At 59.1% G+C, this 21,308-nt stretch carries 15 protein-coding genes; 1 reads left to right on the top strand and 14 read right to left on the bottom strand.

Going from position 1 to position 21,308, the window contains the following annotated elements; translation table 11 throughout:
• Positions 1–10: 10 nt before the first annotated feature.
• The 7 genes from FJE54_RS04595 to FJE54_RS04565 form a co-directional block, all read right to left on the bottom strand.
• Positions 11–2,335, bottom strand: coding sequence for a molybdopterin-dependent oxidoreductase (locus FJE54_RS04595; RefSeq protein ID WP_139651551.1), 2,325 nt, complete (start codon positions 2,333–2,335; stop codon positions 11–13).
• Positions 2,336–3,205: 870 nt separating this feature from the next.
• On the bottom strand, positions 3,206–4,324 hold the full coding sequence (locus FJE54_RS04590) for an SLC13 family permease (protein WP_139651550.1): 1,119 nt from the start codon (positions 4,322–4,324) through the stop codon (positions 3,206–3,208).
• Positions 4,325–4,537: 213 nt separating this feature from the next.
• Entirely contained in the window at positions 4,538–8,254 is a 3,717-nt protein-coding gene (locus FJE54_RS04585; protein WP_139651549.1) for a phosphoribosylformylglycinamidine synthase, read from the bottom strand.
• 107 nt (positions 8,255–8,361) lie between these two features.
• Positions 8,362–9,015: a hypothetical protein gene (locus FJE54_RS04580; protein WP_255467217.1), complete on the bottom strand. Its 654-nt coding sequence runs from the start codon at positions 9,013–9,015 to the stop codon at positions 8,362–8,364.
• 90 nt (positions 9,016–9,105) lie between these two features.
• Positions 9,106–9,978: a phosphoribosylaminoimidazolesuccinocarboxamide synthase gene (locus FJE54_RS04575; RefSeq protein WP_139651548.1), complete on the bottom strand. Its 873-nt coding sequence runs from the start codon at positions 9,976–9,978 to the stop codon at positions 9,106–9,108.
• Positions 9,979–10,063: 85 nt separating this feature from the next.
• Complete coding sequence (locus FJE54_RS04570) at positions 10,064–11,656, bottom strand: sensor histidine kinase (protein WP_139652214.1); 1,593 nt, start codon at positions 11,654–11,656, stop codon at positions 10,064–10,066.
• Between the two features lie 126 nt (positions 11,657–11,782).
• Complete coding sequence (locus FJE54_RS04565) at positions 11,783–12,493, bottom strand: response regulator (RefSeq protein WP_102380233.1); 711 nt, start codon at positions 12,491–12,493, stop codon at positions 11,783–11,785.
• Between the two features lie 236 nt (positions 12,494–12,729).
• On the opposite strand from FJE54_RS04565, the gene FJE54_RS04560 reads away from it, so the two are divergent.
• Positions 12,730–14,118, top strand: coding sequence for a Tat pathway signal protein (locus tag FJE54_RS04560; protein WP_255467215.1), 1,389 nt, complete (start codon positions 12,730–12,732; stop codon positions 14,116–14,118).
• Between the two features lie 88 nt (positions 14,119–14,206).
• Here the strand turns inward: FJE54_RS04560 and FJE54_RS04555 are convergent, their stop codons facing one another.
• The 7 genes from FJE54_RS04555 to FJE54_RS04525 all read right to left on the bottom strand — a co-directional run bounded on the left by FJE54_RS04555 (position 14,207) and on the right by FJE54_RS04525 (position 21,269).
• A complete protein-coding gene (locus FJE54_RS04555; RefSeq protein WP_139651547.1) occupies positions 14,207–15,541 on the bottom strand; it encodes an RNA-binding domain-containing protein in 1,335 nt (444 codons plus the stop codon).
• A gap of 314 nt (positions 15,542–15,855) precedes the next feature.
• Complete coding sequence (gene purB / locus FJE54_RS04550) at positions 15,856–17,202, bottom strand: adenylosuccinate lyase (protein ID WP_139651546.1); 1,347 nt, start codon at positions 17,200–17,202, stop codon at positions 15,856–15,858.
• A 42-nt stretch (positions 17,203–17,244) separates the two neighbouring features.
• Positions 17,245–17,916, bottom strand: a complete 672-nt coding sequence (locus tag FJE54_RS04545) for a potassium channel family protein (protein WP_139651545.1) — start codon at positions 17,914–17,916, stop codon at positions 17,245–17,247.
• Between the two features lie 11 nt (positions 17,917–17,927).
• Positions 17,928–18,587 carry a potassium channel family protein gene (locus FJE54_RS04540; RefSeq protein ID WP_139651544.1) on the bottom strand — a complete coding sequence of 220 codons (660 nt, stop codon included), beginning with the start codon at positions 18,585–18,587 and terminating at the stop codon, positions 17,928–17,930.
• A 152-nt stretch (positions 18,588–18,739) separates the two neighbouring features.
• Positions 18,740–19,534: a CMP-2-keto-3-deoxyoctulosonic acid synthetase gene (locus tag FJE54_RS04535; RefSeq protein ID WP_139651543.1), complete on the bottom strand. Its 795-nt coding sequence runs from the start codon at positions 19,532–19,534 to the stop codon at positions 18,740–18,742.
• A 350-nt stretch (positions 19,535–19,884) separates the two neighbouring features.
• Positions 19,885–20,313: a PspC domain-containing protein gene (locus FJE54_RS04530; RefSeq protein WP_139651542.1), complete on the bottom strand. Its 429-nt coding sequence runs from the start codon at positions 20,311–20,313 to the stop codon at positions 19,885–19,887.
• Positions 20,313–21,269 carry a PspC domain-containing protein gene (locus tag FJE54_RS04525; RefSeq protein ID WP_139651541.1) on the bottom strand — a complete coding sequence of 319 codons (957 nt, stop codon included), beginning with the start codon at positions 21,267–21,269 and terminating at the stop codon, positions 20,313–20,315. Before FJE54_RS04525 ends, FJE54_RS04530 begins: the two co-directional genes overlap by 1 nt.
• Positions 21,270–21,308: the final 39 nt, after the last annotated feature.

Below are 21,308 nucleotides of genomic sequence, written 5' to 3'. Positions count from 1 at the left end.
CTCCTCCCTTCTAGCGGTTCACGACGTCGAATTGGTTGCGCCCGACGTTTTCGGGCATATCGCCTTGCGGCTCGGTCCCATCCTCGACCTTGTAGACTTTGCACATTTGGGTTTTATAGGACGATCCGTATCCCGCTGTCGCCATGTCGTTTTGGATGGTCAGGCAGTTGATGTTCGAATCGAATGCGCCGTACAGGCCATCTTCGAGCTTGCCTGAGCGTTCGGGGAACCACCATCCGTGCTCGGCCATGATGGTGCCCCTCAGAATGCCGTCGGATACCTCGGCTTTCTGCATAACCTTGCCCCACTGGTTTTCCAGATACACCCAATCGCCGTCGTTGATACCAAGCGCTTCGGCATCCTGCGTATTGATTTCGCACAGAGGCCATGGATGGAATTCGCGTATCGATTTGAGCTGACGATGCTCGGAGTGGAAGAACTCCCAGCTGCGGCGGCCTGTGGTGAGCACGAAAGGATACTCTTTGGCCTCTTCGGGAGCCGAGATGGGACTGCACGTAGGCTCCTTGAAGCTCGGCAAGGGATCGATGCCCGCCGAATCGTACATGGTGCAGTACAGTTCGATGCGCCCCGTGGTCGTGTTGAAGCCCGGCTGCTTGTCGAAGCGCATGTCGCCCGTCTCGTACTTGCGGTACTGGAACTTCGGGTATACGAGTGTTTTCTCCTGCAGCTCTTCCCACGTGATGTCGAAGGGCATCGAGGAGAGGTTCTTCATCACGTATTCGTTCATCTCGGGTACGGTATCCCAGAAGAACATGTCAGGATTGAGGATCTGGCCGAGCTCGAGCATGATCTGCTCATCGCCGCGAGCATCGCCCGCTTGGAGTATCTTGTTGATGGCGCGCAGCGGGGTGAACCAGGCGCGGATACCCCAACGCTCGCACCCCATGGCGATCGGCAGCACGATATCGGCGCAGCCGGCAGCCGTCGGCGTCATGAACAGATCGCACACGACCACGAACGGAACCTTCTGCCACGCCTCGTAGACGCGCTTGGATTCGCCTGCCATGTTGATGAAGCTGTTGGTGGAGCAGAGAAAGCCCATCTTGATGGGATAGGGCTCGCCGGTTTCCATGGCGAGCAGGATGTCGTCTCCCATGGAATGCGGCCCGAAACCGACCGTGCGCAGCGCGTATTTGCCGTCGCCCAGACGGCCTTCGCGCACCTCTTTGCCCATACCCTTGCAAATGTTCTCGCGGATATCGGACTGCACGTGGCCGTACTTCACGTTCACGAACCCGCCGGGTACGTCGATGGAGCCCGTAAGGACTTCGACAGCGGCAACGGCGAGCGAAGCGCCAACAGCCCATTTCGTCTGGTCGAGCGGCAATCCCCACTGCAAAGCGACCGTGCCCGCTTGCCCCAGGTAGCGGGCTGCTTCGACGATCTTTTCTGCGGGAACCCAAGTGATCTTCTCAACAACTTCGGGCGTGTAAGCAGAAGCGCGCTCCTCTAAAGCCTCCATGCCGTAGACCCACTTGTCGCAGAAATCTTTATCGTAGAGGTCTTCTTGCAGCATCACGTTGCAGATGCCCAAAGCGACCGCGGCGTCGGTGCCGGGACGCAGCTGCAAGAAGATGTCGGCATGAGCAGCCATCCACGTAACGCGGGTGTCAACCACGAAGAGCTTGGAGCCGTGCTGCATGCAATCGATGATCCAATGTCCGAAGAACCCATCGGCGTTGGAAACGACCGGATTGCACGCCCAGTTGAGGATAACGTCGGGACGGCGATACTCAGGATCGTCGAAGCGCTCTGCAGAAAGCTGGGCGCAGTCGGCGATGAAGTCGGAGCCGAAGATGGCGTTCATAGCCTGCAGGCGGGGCGTGTAGCAGCAGTCGCCCGAAAGCATACCGGCCGTATCGTTAGGCGTCTTGAACCCAGCGAATGCGAGCGAAGACGTCTGCCACGTGGCGTTGCGCCCTGTACCGATACCGGTAACGATGGACTTGGGACCGTATTCTTCGGTAACCTCGCGCGCCTTTTCGGCGATGATGGCGTATGCTTCGTCCATCGTGATTTCTTCCCACTTGTTCTCGCCGCGCTCGCCCACGCGCCTGAGCGGATGCAGGATGCGGTCGGGATGGTTGACCGCCTCGACCATGGCGAGGCAGCGCATGCACAGCCTGCCTTCGTTCACTGCCGAACGCGGATCGCCCTCGATTTTCACGAGCTTGTCGTCCTTGGTGTAGAACAGCACGTTGCAGCCTTGATGGCATCCGGGTCCAGACCACTGGCAACTGCGCGTGACCGTCATATCCCCTTCTTGCCATTGCCACTCTTCGCGATAGAGATCAGGATTCATTCCCTTTCTCATGCACACTCCCTTCTCTCGTCTCACAACCGTCTGCGCTGATGGCCGTGTAAAAACCAAGCAGCAGAGACCGTCGATCTACCCCGTTGACCAGCGATTATAAAAGGGTGTGAAGGCATACGAAAAAGTCCGATGCGCATGCAGAAGCGCTTGAGGATGGCATGGGATGGCTTCCGGCTTCGCTTGTGCGCGAAACGAAAAGACCATCGCAACTATGCCGAAAGGGAATGGGGGCTATTCGGTCGTTTTACACAAAGAGATCGCGGCAAGGACAAGCGAACCGCTAGCACCGCCACAGTGCGAAACCAGATGTTTCACGTGAAACATGTGTTCGTGTTTTCTGTTAACTTCTCGACCGATAGTTGAAAAACAAACGAGACGGCGAAGGGGCAGACCCCATCAAACACTTTTTGGATTTCGTCAAGAAAGGGAACTGCCCTTCTATGGCCTGGGATCCTGGAAACAAAACGCGGCAATCGCATCTGCCAGCAGGAATAAACTGTAGGACTTCTGCCTTTCATCTTCAAAGTTAAAAAGGAATAGGGGTTTGGATAGCTCTGCGTGATGACACGATGCATCTCTTGATACATGCGGTATGTTTTCACGCAGCGACGAACCCAACTCCCGTGTTTACCATACCGCGTGCGGGTGGCTGGATGGATCCAAGCGAAAGACTGCGCTCGAACACAGCAAGACTATCCTTTTCGAAAGTTTCTTTGATCTTTCCAGCAACGGCTGCACGAAAACGATACGCCGAAAAAATTCTATCTTGCCATTCATTGTGTCAAGGTTGGTTTATATCTTGTCAGACAGCTTGGCAAAGATGGTCGGTTTAGCATCTTATTTGCTGGAGTACGCTTGAATGTCCGATCCCTACACCACATACAAAATCGCGTACAAACCGAGTAGCAGCGCGAGCATGACGGCGTTCGCCGCCCCGAACACGAGCATGAACCTCCCAATGCGCGCTCCATCGACATGCAGATAGATGCGCAGCGAAATAAGACTCGCAAGCGAGGCGATGGGAGTGCCCAATCCTCCGAGGTCGACGCCGATGAGCAGGCTTTGCCACGTCTCCGTGAAACCCGACAGAAGCACAGCAGCAGGCACGTTGCTGATCACCTGGCTTGCGGCGACGGATGTTATCAGGGGATGCGTGCCCATGCACGCTTCGAGCAGCTCGCGCACCGCTTCGATCCGCCCCATGTTGCCTGCGAACACGAAAAAGCAGACGAACGTGAGCAGCAATCCGTAATCGACGCGCCTGAAAACCGTGCGGTCGAATAGCGCAAGGGCGCATACGACCACCGCAAGCAGAACGATCGGCTCCACAACGCGCAGCACCGCCAGCAGCGAAAGCGCGAAAAGGATCCCATGAAGGGCAATTCGTTTCGTTCCACCCCGCGATAGCGAAAGGGGAAGCGACACGTCGGTCGATCCGCCGCCCGTCGCCATCGATGCCGCTGCCAGCACAACCAGCGAGAGCACGCCGAACGGAAGCAGCGCTCGCAGGAAATCACCAAATGTAATCGAATAATAGGTAAATAGGTACAGGTTCTGGGGATTGCCGATCGGCGTTACCATACCGCCAAGGTTCGCAGCAATCGTCTGCAAAACGATAACCCAGGCAAGATGGCGCGTCTGCCCGGCATGGGCGAGCACGAGCACAGCGAAAGGTACGAACGCGATAAGGGCAACGTCGTTAGTAACGAGCATCGACGAAAAGAACGGAAGCATGACGAGCGTGAGTGCTATCAGCCGCATCGGTCGTTTGCTTTCGAGCAGCTTTTGTGCAAGTATCGAAAAAAGTCCGCATTCCTTGAGACCCGACACGGCAGCCATGAGGCTAAAAAGCAGAATGAGCACCCGCGTATCGATATAGGTAGCATACGAGGCGTCGGGGGGAACGAACGCCATCGAAGCAAGTGCACACACGGCCGCGATGCAGAGCACTGCTTCAGTACGGAAAAACGTGATCAACTTATCGAGCATAGGAAAATGCGGCCTTCCGAGCACTCTAGAAGACACAGTATCGAGCACATCATCTCTGCCAGATGCCGTGTTTCACGTGAAACATTTGTTCGTGTTTTGAATGGTTGAATGGTGATCGACCACTCGCGCTTGCAGCTTTTCAACCGGCAATCGAAATAGGCGGAAATGCGGGAAGTTTCCGAACATCAGCCGAAAAACTTCCCGCAGCGATTCTTAATCGGTGAAGTACCCTACGCCGCCTTCGAAGATCGGGTGGTACAGATTGCCGGGAACGTTTTTGTACAAGCCGTCGCCGCTGCGCTCCACGTGGCCCATTTTGCCGAAGACGCGGCCGTCGGGACTTGTGATACCCTCGATGGCGAGCACCGAGCCGTTGGGATTCACGTCCAAGTCCATCGACGGTACGCCGTTCGCATCGACGTACTGCGTGGCAATCTGGCCAGCGTCTTTCATCTGCGCAAGCATTTCGGGACTCGCCACGAAGCGGCCTTCCCCATGGCTGATGGCAACCGTATGGATATCGCCCACTCCACAGCGCGAAAGCCACGGCGAAAGGTTCGACGCTACACGTGTGCGCACAAGGCGGCTCTGATGGCGTCCGATGGTGTTATGGGTGAGCGTCGGGCATGTTTCGTCCATAGGGCGAATATCGCCGAACGGCACGAGGCCGAGCTTCACGAGCGCCTGGAACCCGTTGCAGATGCCGAGCATAAGGCCGTCGCGGTTCTGCAAAAGGTCGCGCACCGCTTCGGTGACTGCGGGAGCACGGAAGAACGCCGTGATGAATTTGGCCGAGCCGTCGGGCTCGTCGCCCCCCGAGAAGCCACCGGGCAACATGATGATCTGGCTGTTTTTGATAGCTTTCACCAACGCCTCGGTGCTTTCGGCAACACGGTCGGGCGTGAGGTTGTTCACCACGAACACATCGGCCACAGCCCCCGCACGCTCGAAAGCGCGCACGGTGTCGTATTCGCAGTTGTTGCCCGGAAACACCGGAATGATCACGCGCGGCTTGGCAATCGAGCCGCTGTAGGTGAGCGGCAGCGCATCGGTAAAGCTCACCGTTTCGACCTCGTCGCCCGCGGCGCGGTACGGGAATACCGGCTCAAGCTTACCCTCCCATGCTTCCTGCAGCTCGGCAAGATCGATCGTCTCGCCTGCAGCCGAAAACGCATAGGCTTCGGTAGTCGTGCCCACGACGCCCACGCATACCCCCTCGCTCGCATTCGGAAGCGGGGCATCTGCGGCAAGTTCCACGAGGAAGCTCCCGTACGAGGGCGAGAACAGTTCCTCGGCCGTCACGCTTGCTTCCATCGCAAGGCCGATGCGATTGCCGAGACACATCTTGAACAGCGCTTCCGCCGTGCACCCGTATCCCGGGGTCGATACTGCGAGCGCTGACCCTTCGCCGATGAGCCCTTCCACGATTTCGAGCGCTTCGAGCAAGCCCTCCGCCGCAGGCTTCACGCCGTCATAGACGCTCGGGGCTATCCGCACCACGCGGCTTCCCACCTGCTTGAACTCGGGCGACGTCACACGGTCGACCGACCCCACCGCCGTTGCAAAGCTTACGAGCGTTGGCGGCACATCGAGATCCTCGAAGCTGCCCGACATGGAATCTTTGCCGCCGATGGAGCCGATACCCAGATCGATCTGAGCCATGAGCGCGCCGAGAACCGCTGCTGCGGGCTTGCCCCACCGCACGGGTTCGTTGCGCAAGCGCTCGAAGTACTCCTGAAACGTCAGGTACATGTCCTTACGCGTGAAGCCTGCGGCTGCAAGCTTAGAAACGCTCTCCACGACGGCGATGTACGACCCGACGTAGGGGTTCGCCTCGGTGAGATACGGATTGAAGCCCCACGCCATGCCGCTGCACGTGGTCGTCTCCCCGTCGACGGGCAGCTTGGCCACCATAGCCATGCTCGGCGTGAGCTGGCGCGATCCGCCGAAGGGCATAAGCACGCTCGCCGCGCCGATCGTCGAATCGAACCGCTCGGAAAGGCCCTTGTTGGAAGCCACATTCAAATCGGTCACGAGCGCATGCATGCGCTCGGTAAGCGTCGTGCCGGGCCACGTGCGCTCGTATGCGCCGCCCTCGGCCACCCGCACGCTCTGCTGTTTCGGTGCACCGTTCGAGGCAAGGAACGCGCGGCTCACATCCACGATGGTCTCGCCGTTCCACTCCATGCGTACGCGCGCCTCTTCAGTCACCGTGGCGATCGGCGTGGCCTCGAGGTTCTCCTCGACGGCAAGGCGCAGAAACGTATCCACATCTTCGGGCGCAAGCGCCACGGCCATGCGCTCTTGGCTCTCCGAGATCGCGAGTTCGGTGCCATCGAGACCGTCGTACTTCTTCGGCACGCGGTTCAGATCGATATGCAGGCCATCGGCCAGCTCTCCGACTGCAACCGACACGCCGCCTGCCCCGAAATCATTGCAGCGCTTGATGAGCTCGCAGGCGTCTTTCCGGCGGAACAGACGCTGGATCTTACGCTCGACAGGCGCGTTGCCCTTCTGCACTTCGGCACCGCAGCTCTCGAGCGATCCGAGCGTATGCGCCTTGGAAGAACCCGTGGCCCCGCCGATGCCGTCGCGACCCGTACGCCCGCCCAAGAGCACGATCACATCGCCCGGTGCCGGCGTCTCGCGACGCACGTGGTCGGCAGGCGTCGCCCCCACAACGGCGCCGATTTCCATGCGCTTGGCCGCGTAACCGGGATGGTACAATTCGTTCACCTGGCCCGTTGCAAGGCCGATCTGGTTGCCGTAGGAAGAATAACCGGCGGCGGCCGTGGTTACGAGCTTGCGCTGCGGCAGCTTTCCCGGCAGCGTTTCGGAAACCGGCACGAGCGGATCGGCCGCACCAGTCACACGCATGGCTTGGTACACGTAGCTGCGCCCTGAAAGCGGATCGCGGATGGCACCTCCCACGCAGGTTGCCGCGCCGCCGAACGGCTCGATTTCGGTGGGATGGTTGTGCGTCTCGTTCTTGAAGAGGTACAGCCAATCCTGCTCCTCGCCGTCCACATCGACCTTCACGCGCACGGTGCAGGCATTGATCTCCTCGGACTCATCGAGTCCGGTTAGAATGCCCTTCGCCTTGAGGTAGCGCGCGCCGATCGTGCCCATGTCCATGAGGCACACGGGCTTCTCATCGCGTCCGAGTTCGTGGCGCATGGCAAGGTACTTCTCAAAAGCGGTGCGCACGGCCTCGTCGTCGATCGCCTCTACCGAAAGCTCGGTGCCGAACGTGGTGTGACGGCAATGGTCCGACCAGTACGTATCGATCATTTTGATTTCGGTGATCGTGGGGTTGCGGCCTTCTTCGGCGAAGTACTGCTGGCAGAACACGATATCCGCCAGATCCATCGCCAGACCGCGCTCTTCGATGAACGCGGCAAGCCCCGCTTCGTCAAGCTCCAAGAATCCGTCGAGCACCTCCACCATGGCGGGTACCGGCTGAGGCATCTGGAGGGTGTCGCGCACCTCAAGCGACGCCTCGCGCGCTTCGATCGGATTGATCACGTAGTGCTTGATGGCGGCAATGTCGCTTTCGGTCAAATCGCCTTCGAGCATGTACACTTTCGCGCTGCGCACGACGGGGCGCTCGCCCTGGCTGATGAGCTGGATGCACTCGCTCGCCGAATCGGCGCGCTGGTCAAACTGGCCGGGAAGATACTCGACCGCGAATACGTACGCGCCGCACGTCTCGGGCATCGCGGTCGACGCGATATCGGTCTGCGGCTCGCTGAACACCGTCGGAACGCACTGTTCGAAGAGCGTCTCCGATATCCCCTCGACATCGTAGCGGTTCACAAGCCGCAAGCCGCGAAGCCGTTCGATTCCCAAAATGCTTTGCAGCTCTTCGTGCAGCTGCTGCGCCTCCACGTCGAAACCGGGCTTTTTTTCCACGTAGACACGAGAAACCATGAATAGGTCCCTACCTTCCTCATGCAAACCGAAGCGGCCAGCTCAGAAACCACGGGTACTTCATACCAACTTGACCCCGACCCCTCGCTCGCCGCAAGAAAACTACTTTATTTGGACGAAGCGTCCGTTTCGTCCTTCTGAGATGCCACCTCGACCTTTTCCGCCTTCTTGGCAGTCTTGTCGGCTTCGGCCTTCGACAACCTGAACCCGCTACCGAACAAACTGCGCTTCTTCGGCGCCTCAACAGCCGGCTTGTCGGCTCCGTCGTCCTTCGCAGCGGCCTTCTTCTGCAGCTGTTCGGCCTTGGCCTGCTTCTCCATGGCGCGGACCTCTTTGGTCTTCTTCGCTTCCATCTCTTCCTGATAGGCGCGGCGCACCTTGCGGATCTTGGAGAAGTCGATGTACAGAGCTGCAATGATCAGCACGTAGGCAAGTCCGAGTGCAACGAAGCTCACCATTTCGGTGTTGGGGAACCACGAGCGTGAAAGCCACGAGAACGCCGTCATGGCGATTGCGCCGACAAGCAGAATCCACCACAGACGACGCAGCTTCTTGTACTGCTCGGTCGGGGGGTTGTAATACTTGCGATCGATCTGCGACTGCTTTTGGCGTGCCGCTTTCTGCTCCGCCTTCTTCTGCTGTTTCGTCTTCGTGGTGCTTTGGACGCGCACCGATGAGGCCGCTTTCGATTTCGGCTTCATCGTTGCCGCGCTCTTGCGCGTTTGCCCCTTGTGGTCGTCGGTCGTGTAACGATCGTTCATCGGGTTTCTTTGGCTCATTGCGCTTCTGTCTCCTTGTTGTGCCTGCCTGCGTGCCCACCTGCACCCTGCCAGACGGGCGTCCGCGGCGATTTACTTCTCGAACGTGCGCCCGGTGATGCGCTCGTAGGCTTGTATATACTTCTCGCTCGTCTTATCGATGATGTCCTGCGGAAGGCGGGGCGGATTGCCCGTGCGATCCCAGTTGTCGTTCAGCCAGTTGCGCACGAACTGCTTGTCGAAGCTCGGCTGCTCTTGGCCGGGCGCATACGTGTCGGCCGCCCAGAACCGCGACGAATCGGGGGTAAGCACTTCGTCGGCCAGGATGATGCTATCGCCCAAACGCCCGAATTCGAACTTCGTATCGGCTATGATGATGCCCTGCTCAGCCGCATGGTCACGCGCCGTCGAATACACGTTGATCGACAGGTCGCGCAGCGCTTCGGCATCCGACTGGCCGATAAGCTCGGCGGTGCGCGCGAAACTGATGTTCTCGTCGTGATCGCCGATTTCGGCTTTGGTCGAAGGCGTGAAGAGGGGGTCTTCGAGCTTGGACGAATTCACCAAACCCTCGGGCAGTTCGATGCCGCACACGGTGCCTTCGCGCTCGTACTCTTTGAGGCCGCTACCCGCAAGGTAGCCGCGCACGATGCATTCGATCGGGAACATGTCGGCCTTTTTCACGAGCATGAATCGTCCGCGCAGGTAGTCTTCATAGGGCTTGAACTGCTCGGGCAGATCGGCAACGTCAGCCGAAATCAGATGATTCTCGATCACGCCGTCAAGCAGTTCGAACCAGAAGCACGAAAGCTGCGTGAGCACCTGGCCTTTATAGGGAATCTCATCCTCGAGGATGTAATCGAACGCCGAGATCCGATCCGATGCGACGAGCAAGAGCTTGTCGCCGAGATCGTACAGATCGCGCACTTTTCCCTGCGCATCGGGTTTGATATCGATTCCGGTCATGTCGCTTGATCTTCCTTCCTTGGGCCTGTGTCCAAACCGTGCAGTATTCGCACGCTACCGCAAAAGGACACGATAGCATGACGGGCTACTTCTTCGAACGCGACTTCGACTTTTCCTTGTTTTTGGTTCGGTTTTTCACCCTGTTTTCATCGTAAAGCGGAATGTAGATCGTGAACGTCGCTCCCTCGTTCGGTTTGCCCTCGACGTGCACCCATCCGCCGTGACGATCGACGATCTCCTTCACCACCGCAAGTCCTACGCCGAGCCCCCCGCTTTCGCGGTTGCGGCCTGCATCGGCACGCCAGAAACGCGAGAACACCATCTTGGCTTCTTCGGGCGAAAGGCCGATGCCGGTATCCTTCACCGCTATCGACGCCATGATGTCGCCCTTCTTCACGCTGACCGTAACATGGCCGCCTTCGGGCGTGTAGCGCACCGCATTGGAGATGAGGTTCGCGGTAGCCTGGCGAATCATGTCGGCATCGCCGTACACGTACACGTCGGGCTGCGTTTTGAACTCCATCGTGAGACCCGAATCGTTGACGAACGCCTCATGCGTGGAAACGATGCCCGCGATGAGCGATCCCACGTCGACAACCTCTTCTTTCATGGGCGTGGAGCGGTTTTCAAGCCGCGCGAGCTTGAGCAGCGCGTCAACGAGACGGCTCAACCGCTGCACTTCCGAGTTCACGGTTTCCAAGCGCTCGGTATCGGCCACGAACACACCGTCGACCATCGCCTCGACCGTCGACTGGATGGCCATGAGCGGCGTGCGCAGCTCATGAGCGACGTCGGTGGTAAGGCGCCGTTCGAGCTCGCGATCCTTCTCGACCGATTCCGCCATCGCATCGAACGTCTCGCCGAGACGCGAAATCTCGTCGTCGCCGCGCATGTTGGTGCGCGCCGACATATCGCCCTCGGCAATGGCTTTCGCGGTCGTGGTCATGCGGTTGATCGGCCGCACGAGATTGCGCGCGAAGAGAAAGCCGATGCAGAGCGAAAGAATGATGGCGATGGCGGCCGCGAAGATCATGGCTTGGTAGGACTTCTCGCGGAATTCGATGTCCTGCGTGGTCAGAAGCGTGCTCGATCCGTAGAGCCATACTGAAACCGAGCCGACCACCTCGTCGCCAACCTTGATGCTGGCATCCACCCGCTCGCCTTTGCTCGGCACGCCGAATATCTCTTGCGAAAAATTCGGCGCTTGGGCTCCTGCTTGCGCCTCGGGCTGGCCGTTTGCTGTGCTATCATCCTGTGCGGGCTGATCGTTGTGATCTGCTTGCCCGTCGGTCGGATCGGCCGTATCGTCCTCACCTGTTTGCGCATCGACCGGGGTATTGTCTGAAACTTGAGCTTGTCCTTCGGCCTTGGCATCATCCTCGCCGTTTTCCGTCTTATCGGCAAGCGTGCTGAACCAGAGCGGCTCGGGATTGCCCTTCTCGAAAACGGCAATGCCTAACCCTTTGGTTTCCGAATCGTTGTACTTGTCGATAGCGGGCTTGACCACGTATTCACTTAGGCTGCCGTCATCGGTATAGAAGCCCCCGTTTGTGGCGAACCGATCGGCGATCTGAATCGCGACTCCGTTTGCAACAACCTTCTGATTGTCGCGCGTGTAACTCTGAAAATGCTGCTCCCACACAAATGAGAGCACGCCGATTGCCACGAGCGCCGTCATGGCGGCGATCGCGGCAAACGATACGGTTAAGCGGGTCGTGTAAGTTAAGTTCGACCAAACGCGGGGGTGGCGCGCACCGCCGTCGGGATCGGCGGCTATATTCTCTCGTTTGACCACCGAAGGTTCTTACTGGCCGGCTTTGGTGGGATCTTCGAAGCGATACCCCACGCCATGCACGGTGTGCAACCATTTGGGATTGCGCGGGTTATCGCCGATCTTGGCGCGGAGGTTCTTCACGTGGGAATCGATCGTGCGCTCGTAGCCCTCGAAATCGTAGCCGAGCACCTTCTCGACAAGCTCCATACGCGAATACACACGCCCCGGATAGCGGGACAGCGTGGTCAGCAGCTTGAACTCACTCGCCGTCAGATCGATCTCCTCGTTGTTGACGAGCACTTTGTGGCCCGACACGTCGATCGTGAGCTCGCCGAACTCGAGCACCTCGCGCTGCGGCTCGGAATCGGCATGCACGCGGCGCAGAAGCGCACGGGAGCGGGCCACGAGCTCGCGGGGGCTGAACGGTTTCACCAAGTAGTCATCGGCACCGAGCTCAAGGCCAATGATGCGATCCTCGACTTCGCCTTTTGCCGTGAGCATGATGATCGGCACATCGGAATTGTCGCGAATAGCGCGACATACGCGCTCGCCCGGCACACGGGGAAGCATAAGATCGAGGATGACCAGATCGAAGTGGTGCTTAGAAAACTCTTCCAGGGCCTCCTGGCCGTCGCCAACCGCCGTGACCCAATAATTCTCGCGCTCGAGGTACGCGGTGACCGCATCGCGGATCGCCTTCTCGTCCTCGACCAGCAGGATACGTCTCGTTTCGTTGCTCATGGAAATCTCCTCAAGCTCATCGGTTCAGTCTATTCCGCCTAATCCGCAGGAGTACGAATGCGGGACCGTGTTTGCGTTTATTGTAGCAATTGATGTGTTTTGGCCTCTAAGCTGTACGGTAAATGACACAATAAACGTGCAAAGTAACTCAAACGGAGTACGGGGTCATTTGCCGAGTTCAGAGGCTTGCCCACGCGAATCGCGCACCAATCCCCGTTATATAGAAAGCGTAGACCGTGCCCGAACGCAGACCGACACACGCGAAGCGCGCTCACGCTAAGCAGATGAATGCAAAGCGCGCCTACACAAGGAAGAAGGCTGCACCGCCTTCGCGGACGCCCGCGCCTTCGCCCTCGCGCCCTACCCACGGCCAAACGCTCCTCACACGCCGCCATTTTCTCTACGGAGCGCTCGGTATCGGTGCGGCGGCGGCGCTTGCGGGCGGTGGGTTCGCCGTGTACAACGCAACACAGAGCGAGGATCCCGAAGAAACGGTCGCAACCCTTCAGGTGCCCGTCGACGCCGTTTCGCTCTCGGATAACTGTACCGCCATCGACGAAGCGGAACTCAGCAACTACGTCACGCTCGTCGGAAGTTTCGAGCTTCCGTACGGAACCCTTCTCTGGACGAACAACGACTCCGTTGCCGCATGCCTGCTTCCCACCGAAGAATCGGCACGGCCCCTCACCCAGGTAGCGCTTTTGTACCTGGGAAGCGGCGAACGCACAACCGTGCTCGAGGAAGCCGTGGGGCAAGCGGAGGGCTACGACATCTACGACGTTCGCACAAGCGAGCAGGGGGTTATCTGGACCGAGTCGAACATCCTCGACGGCATGTGGCGCATCTTCGCGGCATCGCTCTCCGATGGCGCGCTCGGTACACCCACCTTGCTCGAAGAGGGCTTGGCTGCCGATTGGGAAACGCCGACGATCGCGGCGGTCGGCATGAACGCGTTTTGGCAGGTGCTTCCCGCGCTCGGTGGTGAGCGCACCACGTCCGATTCGCTGCTCAAACGCTCTCGGTTCGGCTCGAACGGCGCAATCGACACCGTATACGCGTCAACCGGCCGCATGAGCACGCCGCCCTACCCCACGTCCGACAGCCTCGTCATCACGCCCCGCACGAACAGCTCGGGCGTCAACCACCAGCTCACGCTTATCGATGCCGATTCGGGCACCGTCCTCGACAAGGTTGTGCTGCCCAGCGCCATGAAGCCGCTCGAAGCGGGATACGGCGCAAACGGATTCACGTTCTCGTTCGATGCGTGGTACAACTACGGCGACGGCATTGCGAAGATCGGCACGTACACGCCCGCGCAAACGCACGCAGCCGAAGCGTACGACGGGCTTCCCTGGTTTTCGTGGACCCGCAGCCCTACCGCAGCGCCCGCGTGGTGCGGCAGCTGGTTCATCGTGAAATCGACGCGTGCAGTGTGCGGCGTCGATATCGGATCGATGACGTATTTCGCGCTTCCCACCGAAAGCGGTAGCGGGAAAGAGGGCGACTACCTCGCCACCACGGGCAGCACGTCGACCTTCGTAACGTATGCAAGCGTGAACAACACGAGCATCGACGGCACGACGAAGAAGGTCTGCCTTGTGCGCGTATGGGCGCCGGTTGCGTAAGGCTCACTGCAGTTTGTGTTTTTCGTTGTGTTCAAAAGCGTAGACATACGCACGCTCACAGTACAGCCGTTTTCCGGAATGGTTTCGTTTACTCTGCTACCAGCACACGGTACACACGGCGACGGGTGTTGCCTTCGGCGCGTACGAGCCCCTTCTCTTCGAGGCGCTTGAGGATGCGCAGAAGCGTAGCTTGCGAGAAATCGAAGCGCTCCTGAAGCTCGCTGCGCTTGAGCGGCCCTTGCTCTTCGATGACCGAAAACACGAGACGTTCTTGATTGCCCAACTCATCGCCACCGTGGATATCCCGCCTGCCGCGCTCTTCACCGTCAGACGCATGGGTTGCATTTCGATTGGGCAGCACAACCTTGAACACGTGTTTTGTGATGTCGAAAACGGGTCCGGTTTCACTTCTTTCGTACGCCTCGAAAATACGTGCAATACCGGTACCGTACGCCTCGATCAGCCCCAGCCGGTAAAACACGTGGGCGAGCCTCGGATTGCGCAGCACCGAGACGTCCATCTGGAATTCACTGAGCGAATAGGAAGCCGGCAGCCCGCCATGCGACACGGTTTCGAGACGATCTTCCAGAACGCTCACGAGCGGTGGTGCGCCGCTATCGAAGTCTTGGTGGACAAGAGCGTTTACCAGCACCTCGCGCACCGCATCGGGCGGATAGTCATCGTAGTCTTCCCGCCTCATATCGACGAACCGCGTTTTATAGTGCGTGTGTTCTGCTAAAAAATGGCACGCTTGATCGAATTGGGCAAGCAACGATCCCCTCGTTTCCAACCGATCCTTAAAGGTGATGCGCTTGGTGCCGAAGAAATGCGCGAGCTTGATCGAGCAGGTGCACTGATCAGACAACAACCAGGCAAGGTTGGTGAACTGGCCGTCTTCATCGACGAACCCGAGCGTTCGCAGTTGTGCATCGCCGAATTCGAGCTTCTGGTTTTCGAAGGCTTTGCTCGTCTCTGAAAACGTGAGCGCTTGATGCAGGCATCGGCGCGCTTCGAACGAGTCTTTCTGGGAGGCTTTCAACATGTCGACGATCTCGGCTTCTGTGGCCATGAACGAAGCCGAACCCTGACGAATGTAGACGCCCTCTGGCCGCATTCCCTTATCGGCCATATAGTACGGTCGGTTAGCGCCCCGCTCGACACGGATGCCGACCACATGCTTCCCGTTCATCTCCATGCGCTCGCACTGCACGATCATCGAAGTATTCGGCTTGATCGAGCTCCGAATGGAATTGGCAGCCGCGAGCATGGTGGCATCGGGGTCTTCAACGCCGCAGATTTCGCCATCGTCTTCGATACCAAGGTATACGATGCCGCCACGCGTGTTGGCGAAGGCGACCACCGTCTTGAGCGTCGTTCGCGAAAACTCGCGCTTGAATTCGATAACGTCGCTTTCCGAAAACATGGTGGCTCCTTTCTCGTTTTCTTATCAGTTTATCATCATTCTAATCATTAGATGGTGTAAATGATTAGAATAAGAAAGCGAACAAATGTTTCACGTGAAACACTGCGTGCAGACTGATGCATTCAGGCTATTGCAGCAGCGCACCGAAGCAAAAGGCGATTTCGTACTCGAAGCCGGAACGCACGCGGGCCCATCGGAACTCGTATCCCGATGGGCCCGCAACGATTCTGATCAGGCTCGCAGCCTCAAATTTGCGCCTGCAGCCAGCCCAACCGCTTAGCGCATGGCCGACCAGCCACCACTTATGCAATCAGCTAGAACTCCAGCCCTTTCAGGCGATCGAACACCACGTCTTTGCGCGTGAGGAAATCCCACGGGTCAAAAATCTCATCGAGCACCGCTTGAGTGAGGGCGGCGGCATCGGGATCGGCCTCCAACCGCTCGCGGTACGTGGGACCGTCTACGGCATTCTGGATGTCCTCCCATACCTTCATGGCGTTGCGCTGTACGATCACGTACGCATCCTCGCGGCTGATGCCCGTGTCCACAAGCGCGAGAAGCACCTTCGACGAGAAGATGAGGCCGCGCGTGCGCCACAGGTTGTGCTCCATCTTGGCAGGATAGGTTTGCAGACCGTCCAGCATCCACTGCATTTTTCCGAACATGTAATCGAGTGCGGTGAAGCTGTCGGCCAAGGCCACGCGCTCGGCGCCAGAATGCGAGATGTCGCGTTCGTACCACAGCGCCACATCGTCGAGGGCCACCTGGGCGTTGCTCTTGACCACGCGGGCGAGGCCGCAGACGCGCTCGGCGGTGATGGGGTTGCGCTTGTGAGGCATGGCTGAGGAGCCCTTCTGGCCTTTCGTGAACGGCTCTTCCGCTTCGATGACGTCGGACTGCTGGAGCAGGCGTACCTGCAGGGCGATGGATTCGAGCGTGGAAGCCGTAACCGCAAGCGCCGCCATAACCTGCGCGTGCCGGTCGCGGGCAAGCACCTGGGTCGAGAGCGGATCGGGAGTGAGCCCGAGCTTTTCGCATACGTACTCTTCGACGAACGGATCGATACTCGAATACGTTCCCACAGCCCCCGAGATGGCGCCGCATGCCGCAACCGCGCGCGCCTCTTCCATGCGCGTTTGAGCGCGCTTGAGCGCCCACGCCCACGAGCCGAACTTCATCCCGAACGTCATCGGCTCGGCGTGGATGCCGTGCGTGCGACCCACGCAGAGCGTCTCCTGGAACTCGAAGGCGCGGCGTTTGCAGGCCTCGCCGAGCTGCTTGATATCGGCGATGATGATGTCGATGGCTTGGGTTATCTGGTAGGACAGCGCCGTATCGCCGAGGTCCGACGAGGTCATGCCGTAGTGCACCCAGCGGCTCGGCGGCTCCTGGCCTTGCGGCACGTCGGCGTCGATGTACTCGGCCATGTTCGTCGTGAACGCGATCACATCGTGGTTCGTCACCTTCTCGATCTCGTCGATGCGCTCGACGGTGAAATCGGCATGCGCGCGAATCCACGCAGCTTCCTCTTTCGTGATGCCGGATTTCCCCAGTTCGGCCTGCGCTTCGCACGCGAGCACCTCGATTTCCTTCCAGATGGAAAACTTGTTTTGCATCGAGAAGATCGCACCCATCTCCGGACGCGTGTAACGATTGATCATGTACTGCCCTTTCTTACGATTACGATCTGATACTGGAAAACACTACAAGGTTTTGAACACCAAGCGGACTTCGTCGATTATGTTGCTGTCGGCGACCACGATCGCCTTGTCGCCCGGATACAGAAGCGTGCCCGGCGTGGCCACCTCGACATCGTCGGGCGTTGACACCGCCGCGATGAGGCTGCCTTCGGGAAGCGGCACATCCTCGACCGCGATACCCAACTCGTTGTTGTGGTACTTCATGCGGGGCACGGCCACTTCGGAGAGCATAACGTTGCCGTGCGAGAGCGACGAGGCGATGCTCACGCTGCCAAGCAGCGCTTCCTCCTCGATGAGGTTCGCGATGAGCGTCGTCGACGACACGCACTCAATGCCGACCTCGCGAAAGATGCGCAGGTTCTTCGGGCTGTTCACGCGCGCGATGCAGCGCGGCACGTTGAACACGCGTTGCGCGATCTCGCACGATACGAGGTTGTCGTCGTCTTGACCGGTGGTGGCTACGAAGATATCCGCTTTGCGGATGCCCGCATCCTCCTGATATTTCGAATCGCACCCATCACCGTGGATGACGAGGTAGCGACCCTCGAGCGTCACCGACAGGCGATCGGCGGTCTGCAGGTTCTCGTCGATGATGGCGACGTCGTTTCCGCTTTGGAGCAGCACGTTCGCGAGATACTCGCCCACTTTGCCGCCCCCCACGATCACGATATACATAGCGCAGGCTCCTAATCTTGAATGTACTGGGAAAACGATTCGATAAGCTCGTGGCGCACGCAGGCGAGCACGGTATCGCCGTGGTAGAGGATGCTATCGCGCGTGGGAATGGAGCTTGCCGAACCGTCGCCGCGCTCGAACGCGATGATGCGCACGTCGTGATCGCGCTCCATCTCGGACACGCGGATGGTCTTCTTGCCGAACCCGTTGAGGTTAAGGGAGAAGCGCAGCACCTCGAACTCGCCGAAGGTATCGAGGTGGCTTCCGTGCCCCGCGACGACCTTCGAGAACACGTCCTCGGCCACAAGCGAGGTTCCGCACACGTAATCGATGCCGAGCTGCATATATGCGCGTTCGTGATCGGGGTTGTACAAGCGCGCGATCACGTGCGGCACGCCGTATAACCGGCCCGCAACCTCGGCTACCATGAGGTTCGTGTTGTCGAGCTGGGTGACGGCCGCCAGCACATCGCATTCCTCGATACCGGCCTTGACAAGGGTTTCCTCATCGAACCCGAGACCTTGGAGCACCGAGCCGTTGAAGTTGCGGCCGAGGTTCGCGAACGAATCGGGGTTGCGGTCGATCACGCAGACGTTGCTGCCGTTATCGGATAGCATGTTCGCAAGCTGCGAGCCTACACGGCCGCACCCGACGACGATGACGTTGCTCATTTCCATCCTTTCGCTTGCGCAGCCGCCTCGGGCAGATGCGCATACCTCGCAACCGCCTTGCGCATGGCATGCGCTCAAGCGGCTTTGCACCAGTATAGGACACGCAAAAGCCCGCTTGCGCGGGCCTTGTACATTTCGTTATTTCTTCGTCGTTAGATGCTCTGCATCTGACCGAGCGTATCGCGGAACCAGTTATCGTAGTTCGGCGGGCAGTACTTCTTGGCAGCCCAGTACGTGATGGTTTGCCCGTACCCGTTAGCCAAGCCGGCCACATGGGTGTTGATAGCCTCTTCCCAGCTTGAGAACGAAGAGCTACCCCAGCCCCATGCGTTGTAGGGAAGGAAGCACACCGCGCCCTTCGAGCTTTCGGTGTTGGAGATAGCGGGTGACCAGCGCGGATCGACGCCGTTATCCCAAGCGGCCGTGGCAAACGTCACGCCCTGACCGGCAAGCGGGGATCCGGCGAGGTACGCATCGATGCGCCCGGTCCACTCGGCGATAAACGCTTCCTTGCCAACCGTCCAATCAACTTCGCTCAAATCAATGGCAGGAGGATTATTGGCTTCCTGTTCGGCCTTCTTCTCGAGGGCCGCCTGAATCTTCGCCTCTTCTTCAGCGCGCGCAGCCTCTTCGGCGGCGATGCGATCGGCCTCTTCCTTGGCCTCAATCGCTTCGATGCCCTTCGTGATATCGCGTTGGGCGGAATTGGACAGCTGAGTGCTCTCGCGCACGCTCGTATCGGACGGCGCGCCGAGCACGTCGGTCAAAGACGCATCTTCGGAAGCAACCGCATCACCCAAACCGAACCCGGAGGTGTTCACGCCGCCGGCGCCGGCGAACGATGTGCCGATTCCGATCGTGACGCACACCGTAACCACAAGGCACGCCGCGAATCCGGCGATCACCGCAGGGCGTCTGTGCGATTTGCTGTATCGTTTCTGTGCCAAAGCCTTCGTAAGCCTTTCGTTTTACAGCGCAAAACTAAGCCGCCTATGGCGGTGACAGCGTAGTAAGTTGTAAGAAGGATTGCTGTCCAGATAGCTCTATGCTGTTTTGACTTGTTGTATTCTACTCCAAAACGCACGGCTCAGCCAACTTTTTGAGGTCGAGATATGGAGGCCCTCCACCGTTTGTTCTATAAATGCAGGGGGCCGTTCATAAGCAAAACACGAACGTAGTATGGTGTACAAGAACCTACCTTCGCAGGTCGCGAACTTGCATGCGGAAACCCAGACGAAAAACGAGCGAAAGATATGCACGCCTTGCCGTCCGCTATCAGTCGGTGAATCGAACGGTGTTACAACTCGGGGATGAAGATAGCCGCAACAAGATAGGCAAGCACGGTAAACACCGGCATGATGACGAAGAGGATCACCGCAAGCACGCGCACGATCGTAGCATCGATGCCGAGAAACTGCGCGATGCCGCCGCACACCCCGGCAATGCGCTTATCGGTGACGCTGCGCCCAAACGGCTTTTTCCAATCGACGTCGGAAACGTTCTTGAGCCGACCGGCCCGCGCAGCCCACACCACGTAGAGCCCGGCACAGATGAGCGCGACGGGCCACGCATACGAGAACACCGTTCCCACCGTTTTTTGAATGGCCGTCCACCACCCGTAGCCAAACGCCACGCCGAGAAGCCTCCATACGCCGAACAGCACGCACCCGACTCCGATGATGATGGCAACCTGCGCCGATTTGGGATAGTGCGAGAACTTGTTCATCAGCGTCTCTCGTCCCACGGGTTGATATCGATGACCACGGTTTCCTTGAACGGAATCTCCACGGTCAGAAACTCGGTCGGTCCCGGCGTTGTGAACCACACAAGCCCGATCACGCAGAACGCGACGAAGCACGCGCCTCCTATCAGTTCGAGCAGCGGGCTTTTCAAGGCATTGGACAGGATGAAGAATCCGACCATCATGACAAGCAGCGGCCAGAGATTCTCGACCATCGGGATCACGCTCGAAAACGTCACAACGCCGAGCGACATGCACAGCAGCACCGCACCGACGGCTATCTCCATGATCCCGTTCACGAACTGCGACATGCGCTTGCCCTTTTGGGCGGGAATGACGATGTTGCCGATGCCCACGATAACGAACAGCACCGGCCAGAACTGCCACCACGACACATCTTGGATGAAATGCCCGAGCAGGGCTGAAAATCCAATGAACAGGCAGATAAAGCCGAACCAGAGCGCTACGCGTACCGATTTACCCGAAACGGGTTCTGCGGGGGGCGCAGGCTGGACCTGCCCGGCAGCCTGAGGGGGCACGTGCGCTTCGCCGTAGCTCGTCGGGGGCTCGGGCGGAACATGCCCTGAGGTCGGGTAGGAGTGCGTGGCATCCGGATAGGTGTAGTACGGTCCCTTTTCCGTAGGCGCATGCGAAGCGGCTTGCTCGGTAGCCGGGGGCGCCTCGTAATACACTGGACCGTACGTCTCCGAATGAACCGATTCGGGCTTCACCTCAACGGGAGCCGTCGGATCGGGGGCAAGCGGCAGGATGATCCACAGCGCAAGGTAGGCGATAGCGAAGGTTCCCGCAGTTGCCAGCGTGAGCACGACGGCGAGGATGCGCGCAACGATGGGGTCGATGTCGAAGTATTCGGCAATGCCCGCGCATACGCCGCCGATCAGCGCATCGCGCGAACGGTACAATCGTTTGTCTGCTGCCACCGTGCCTCCCTCCGTCTGCGGCCCGCCGGAGCATCGCCG

The organism is Raoultibacter phocaeensis (assembly GCF_901411515.1).
Classification (GTDB): Bacteria; Actinomycetota; Coriobacteriia; order Coriobacteriales; family Eggerthellaceae; genus Raoultibacter; species Raoultibacter phocaeensis.
Note: the sequence above shows the minus strand (reverse complement) of the source record. Positions and strands in the feature narration are given on the sequence as shown.

Excerpts from the sequence above, each read along its gene's own strand:
- FJE54_RS04555 (WP_139651547.1), bottom strand. The coding sequence starts at position 15,541 with ATGTTTTCGGAAAGCGACGTTATCGAATTCAAGCGCGAGTTTTCGCGA.
- FJE54_RS04590 (WP_139651550.1), bottom strand. The coding sequence starts at position 4,324 with ATGCTCGATAAGTTGATCACGTTTTTCCGTACTGAAGCAGTGCTCTGC.
- purB (WP_139651546.1), bottom strand. The coding sequence starts at position 17,202 with ATGATCAATCGTTACACGCGTCCGGAGATGGGTGCGATCTTCTCGATG.
- FJE54_RS04540 (WP_139651544.1), bottom strand. The coding sequence starts at position 18,587 with ATGAGCAACGTCATCGTCGTCGGGTGCGGCCGTGTAGGCTCGCAGCTT.
- FJE54_RS04530 (WP_139651542.1), bottom strand. The coding sequence starts at position 20,313 with ATGAACAAGTTCTCGCACTATCCCAAATCGGCGCAGGTTGCCATCATC.
- FJE54_RS04545 (WP_139651545.1), bottom strand. The coding sequence starts at position 17,916 with ATGTATATCGTGATCGTGGGGGGCGGCAAAGTGGGCGAGTATCTCGCG.
- FJE54_RS04570 (WP_139652214.1), bottom strand. The coding sequence starts at position 11,656 with ATGACGGCGCTCGTGGCAATCGGCGTGCTCTCATTTGTGTGGGAGCAG.
- FJE54_RS04595 (WP_139651551.1), bottom strand. The coding sequence starts at position 2,335 with ATGAGAAAGGGAATGAATCCTGATCTCTATCGCGAAGAGTGGCAATGG.
- FJE54_RS04585 (WP_139651549.1), bottom strand. The coding sequence starts at position 8,254 with ATGGTTTCTCGTGTCTACGTGGAAAAAAAGCCCGGTTTCGACGTGGAG.
- FJE54_RS04580 (WP_255467217.1), bottom strand. The coding sequence starts at position 9,015 with ATGAACGATCGTTACACGACCGACGACCACAAGGGGCAAACGCGCAAG.
- FJE54_RS04565 (WP_102380233.1), bottom strand. The coding sequence starts at position 12,493 with ATGAGCAACGAAACGAGACGTATCCTGCTGGTCGAGGACGAGAAGGCG.
- FJE54_RS04575 (WP_139651548.1), bottom strand. The coding sequence starts at position 9,978 with ATGACCGGAATCGATATCAAACCCGATGCGCAGGGAAAAGTGCGCGAT.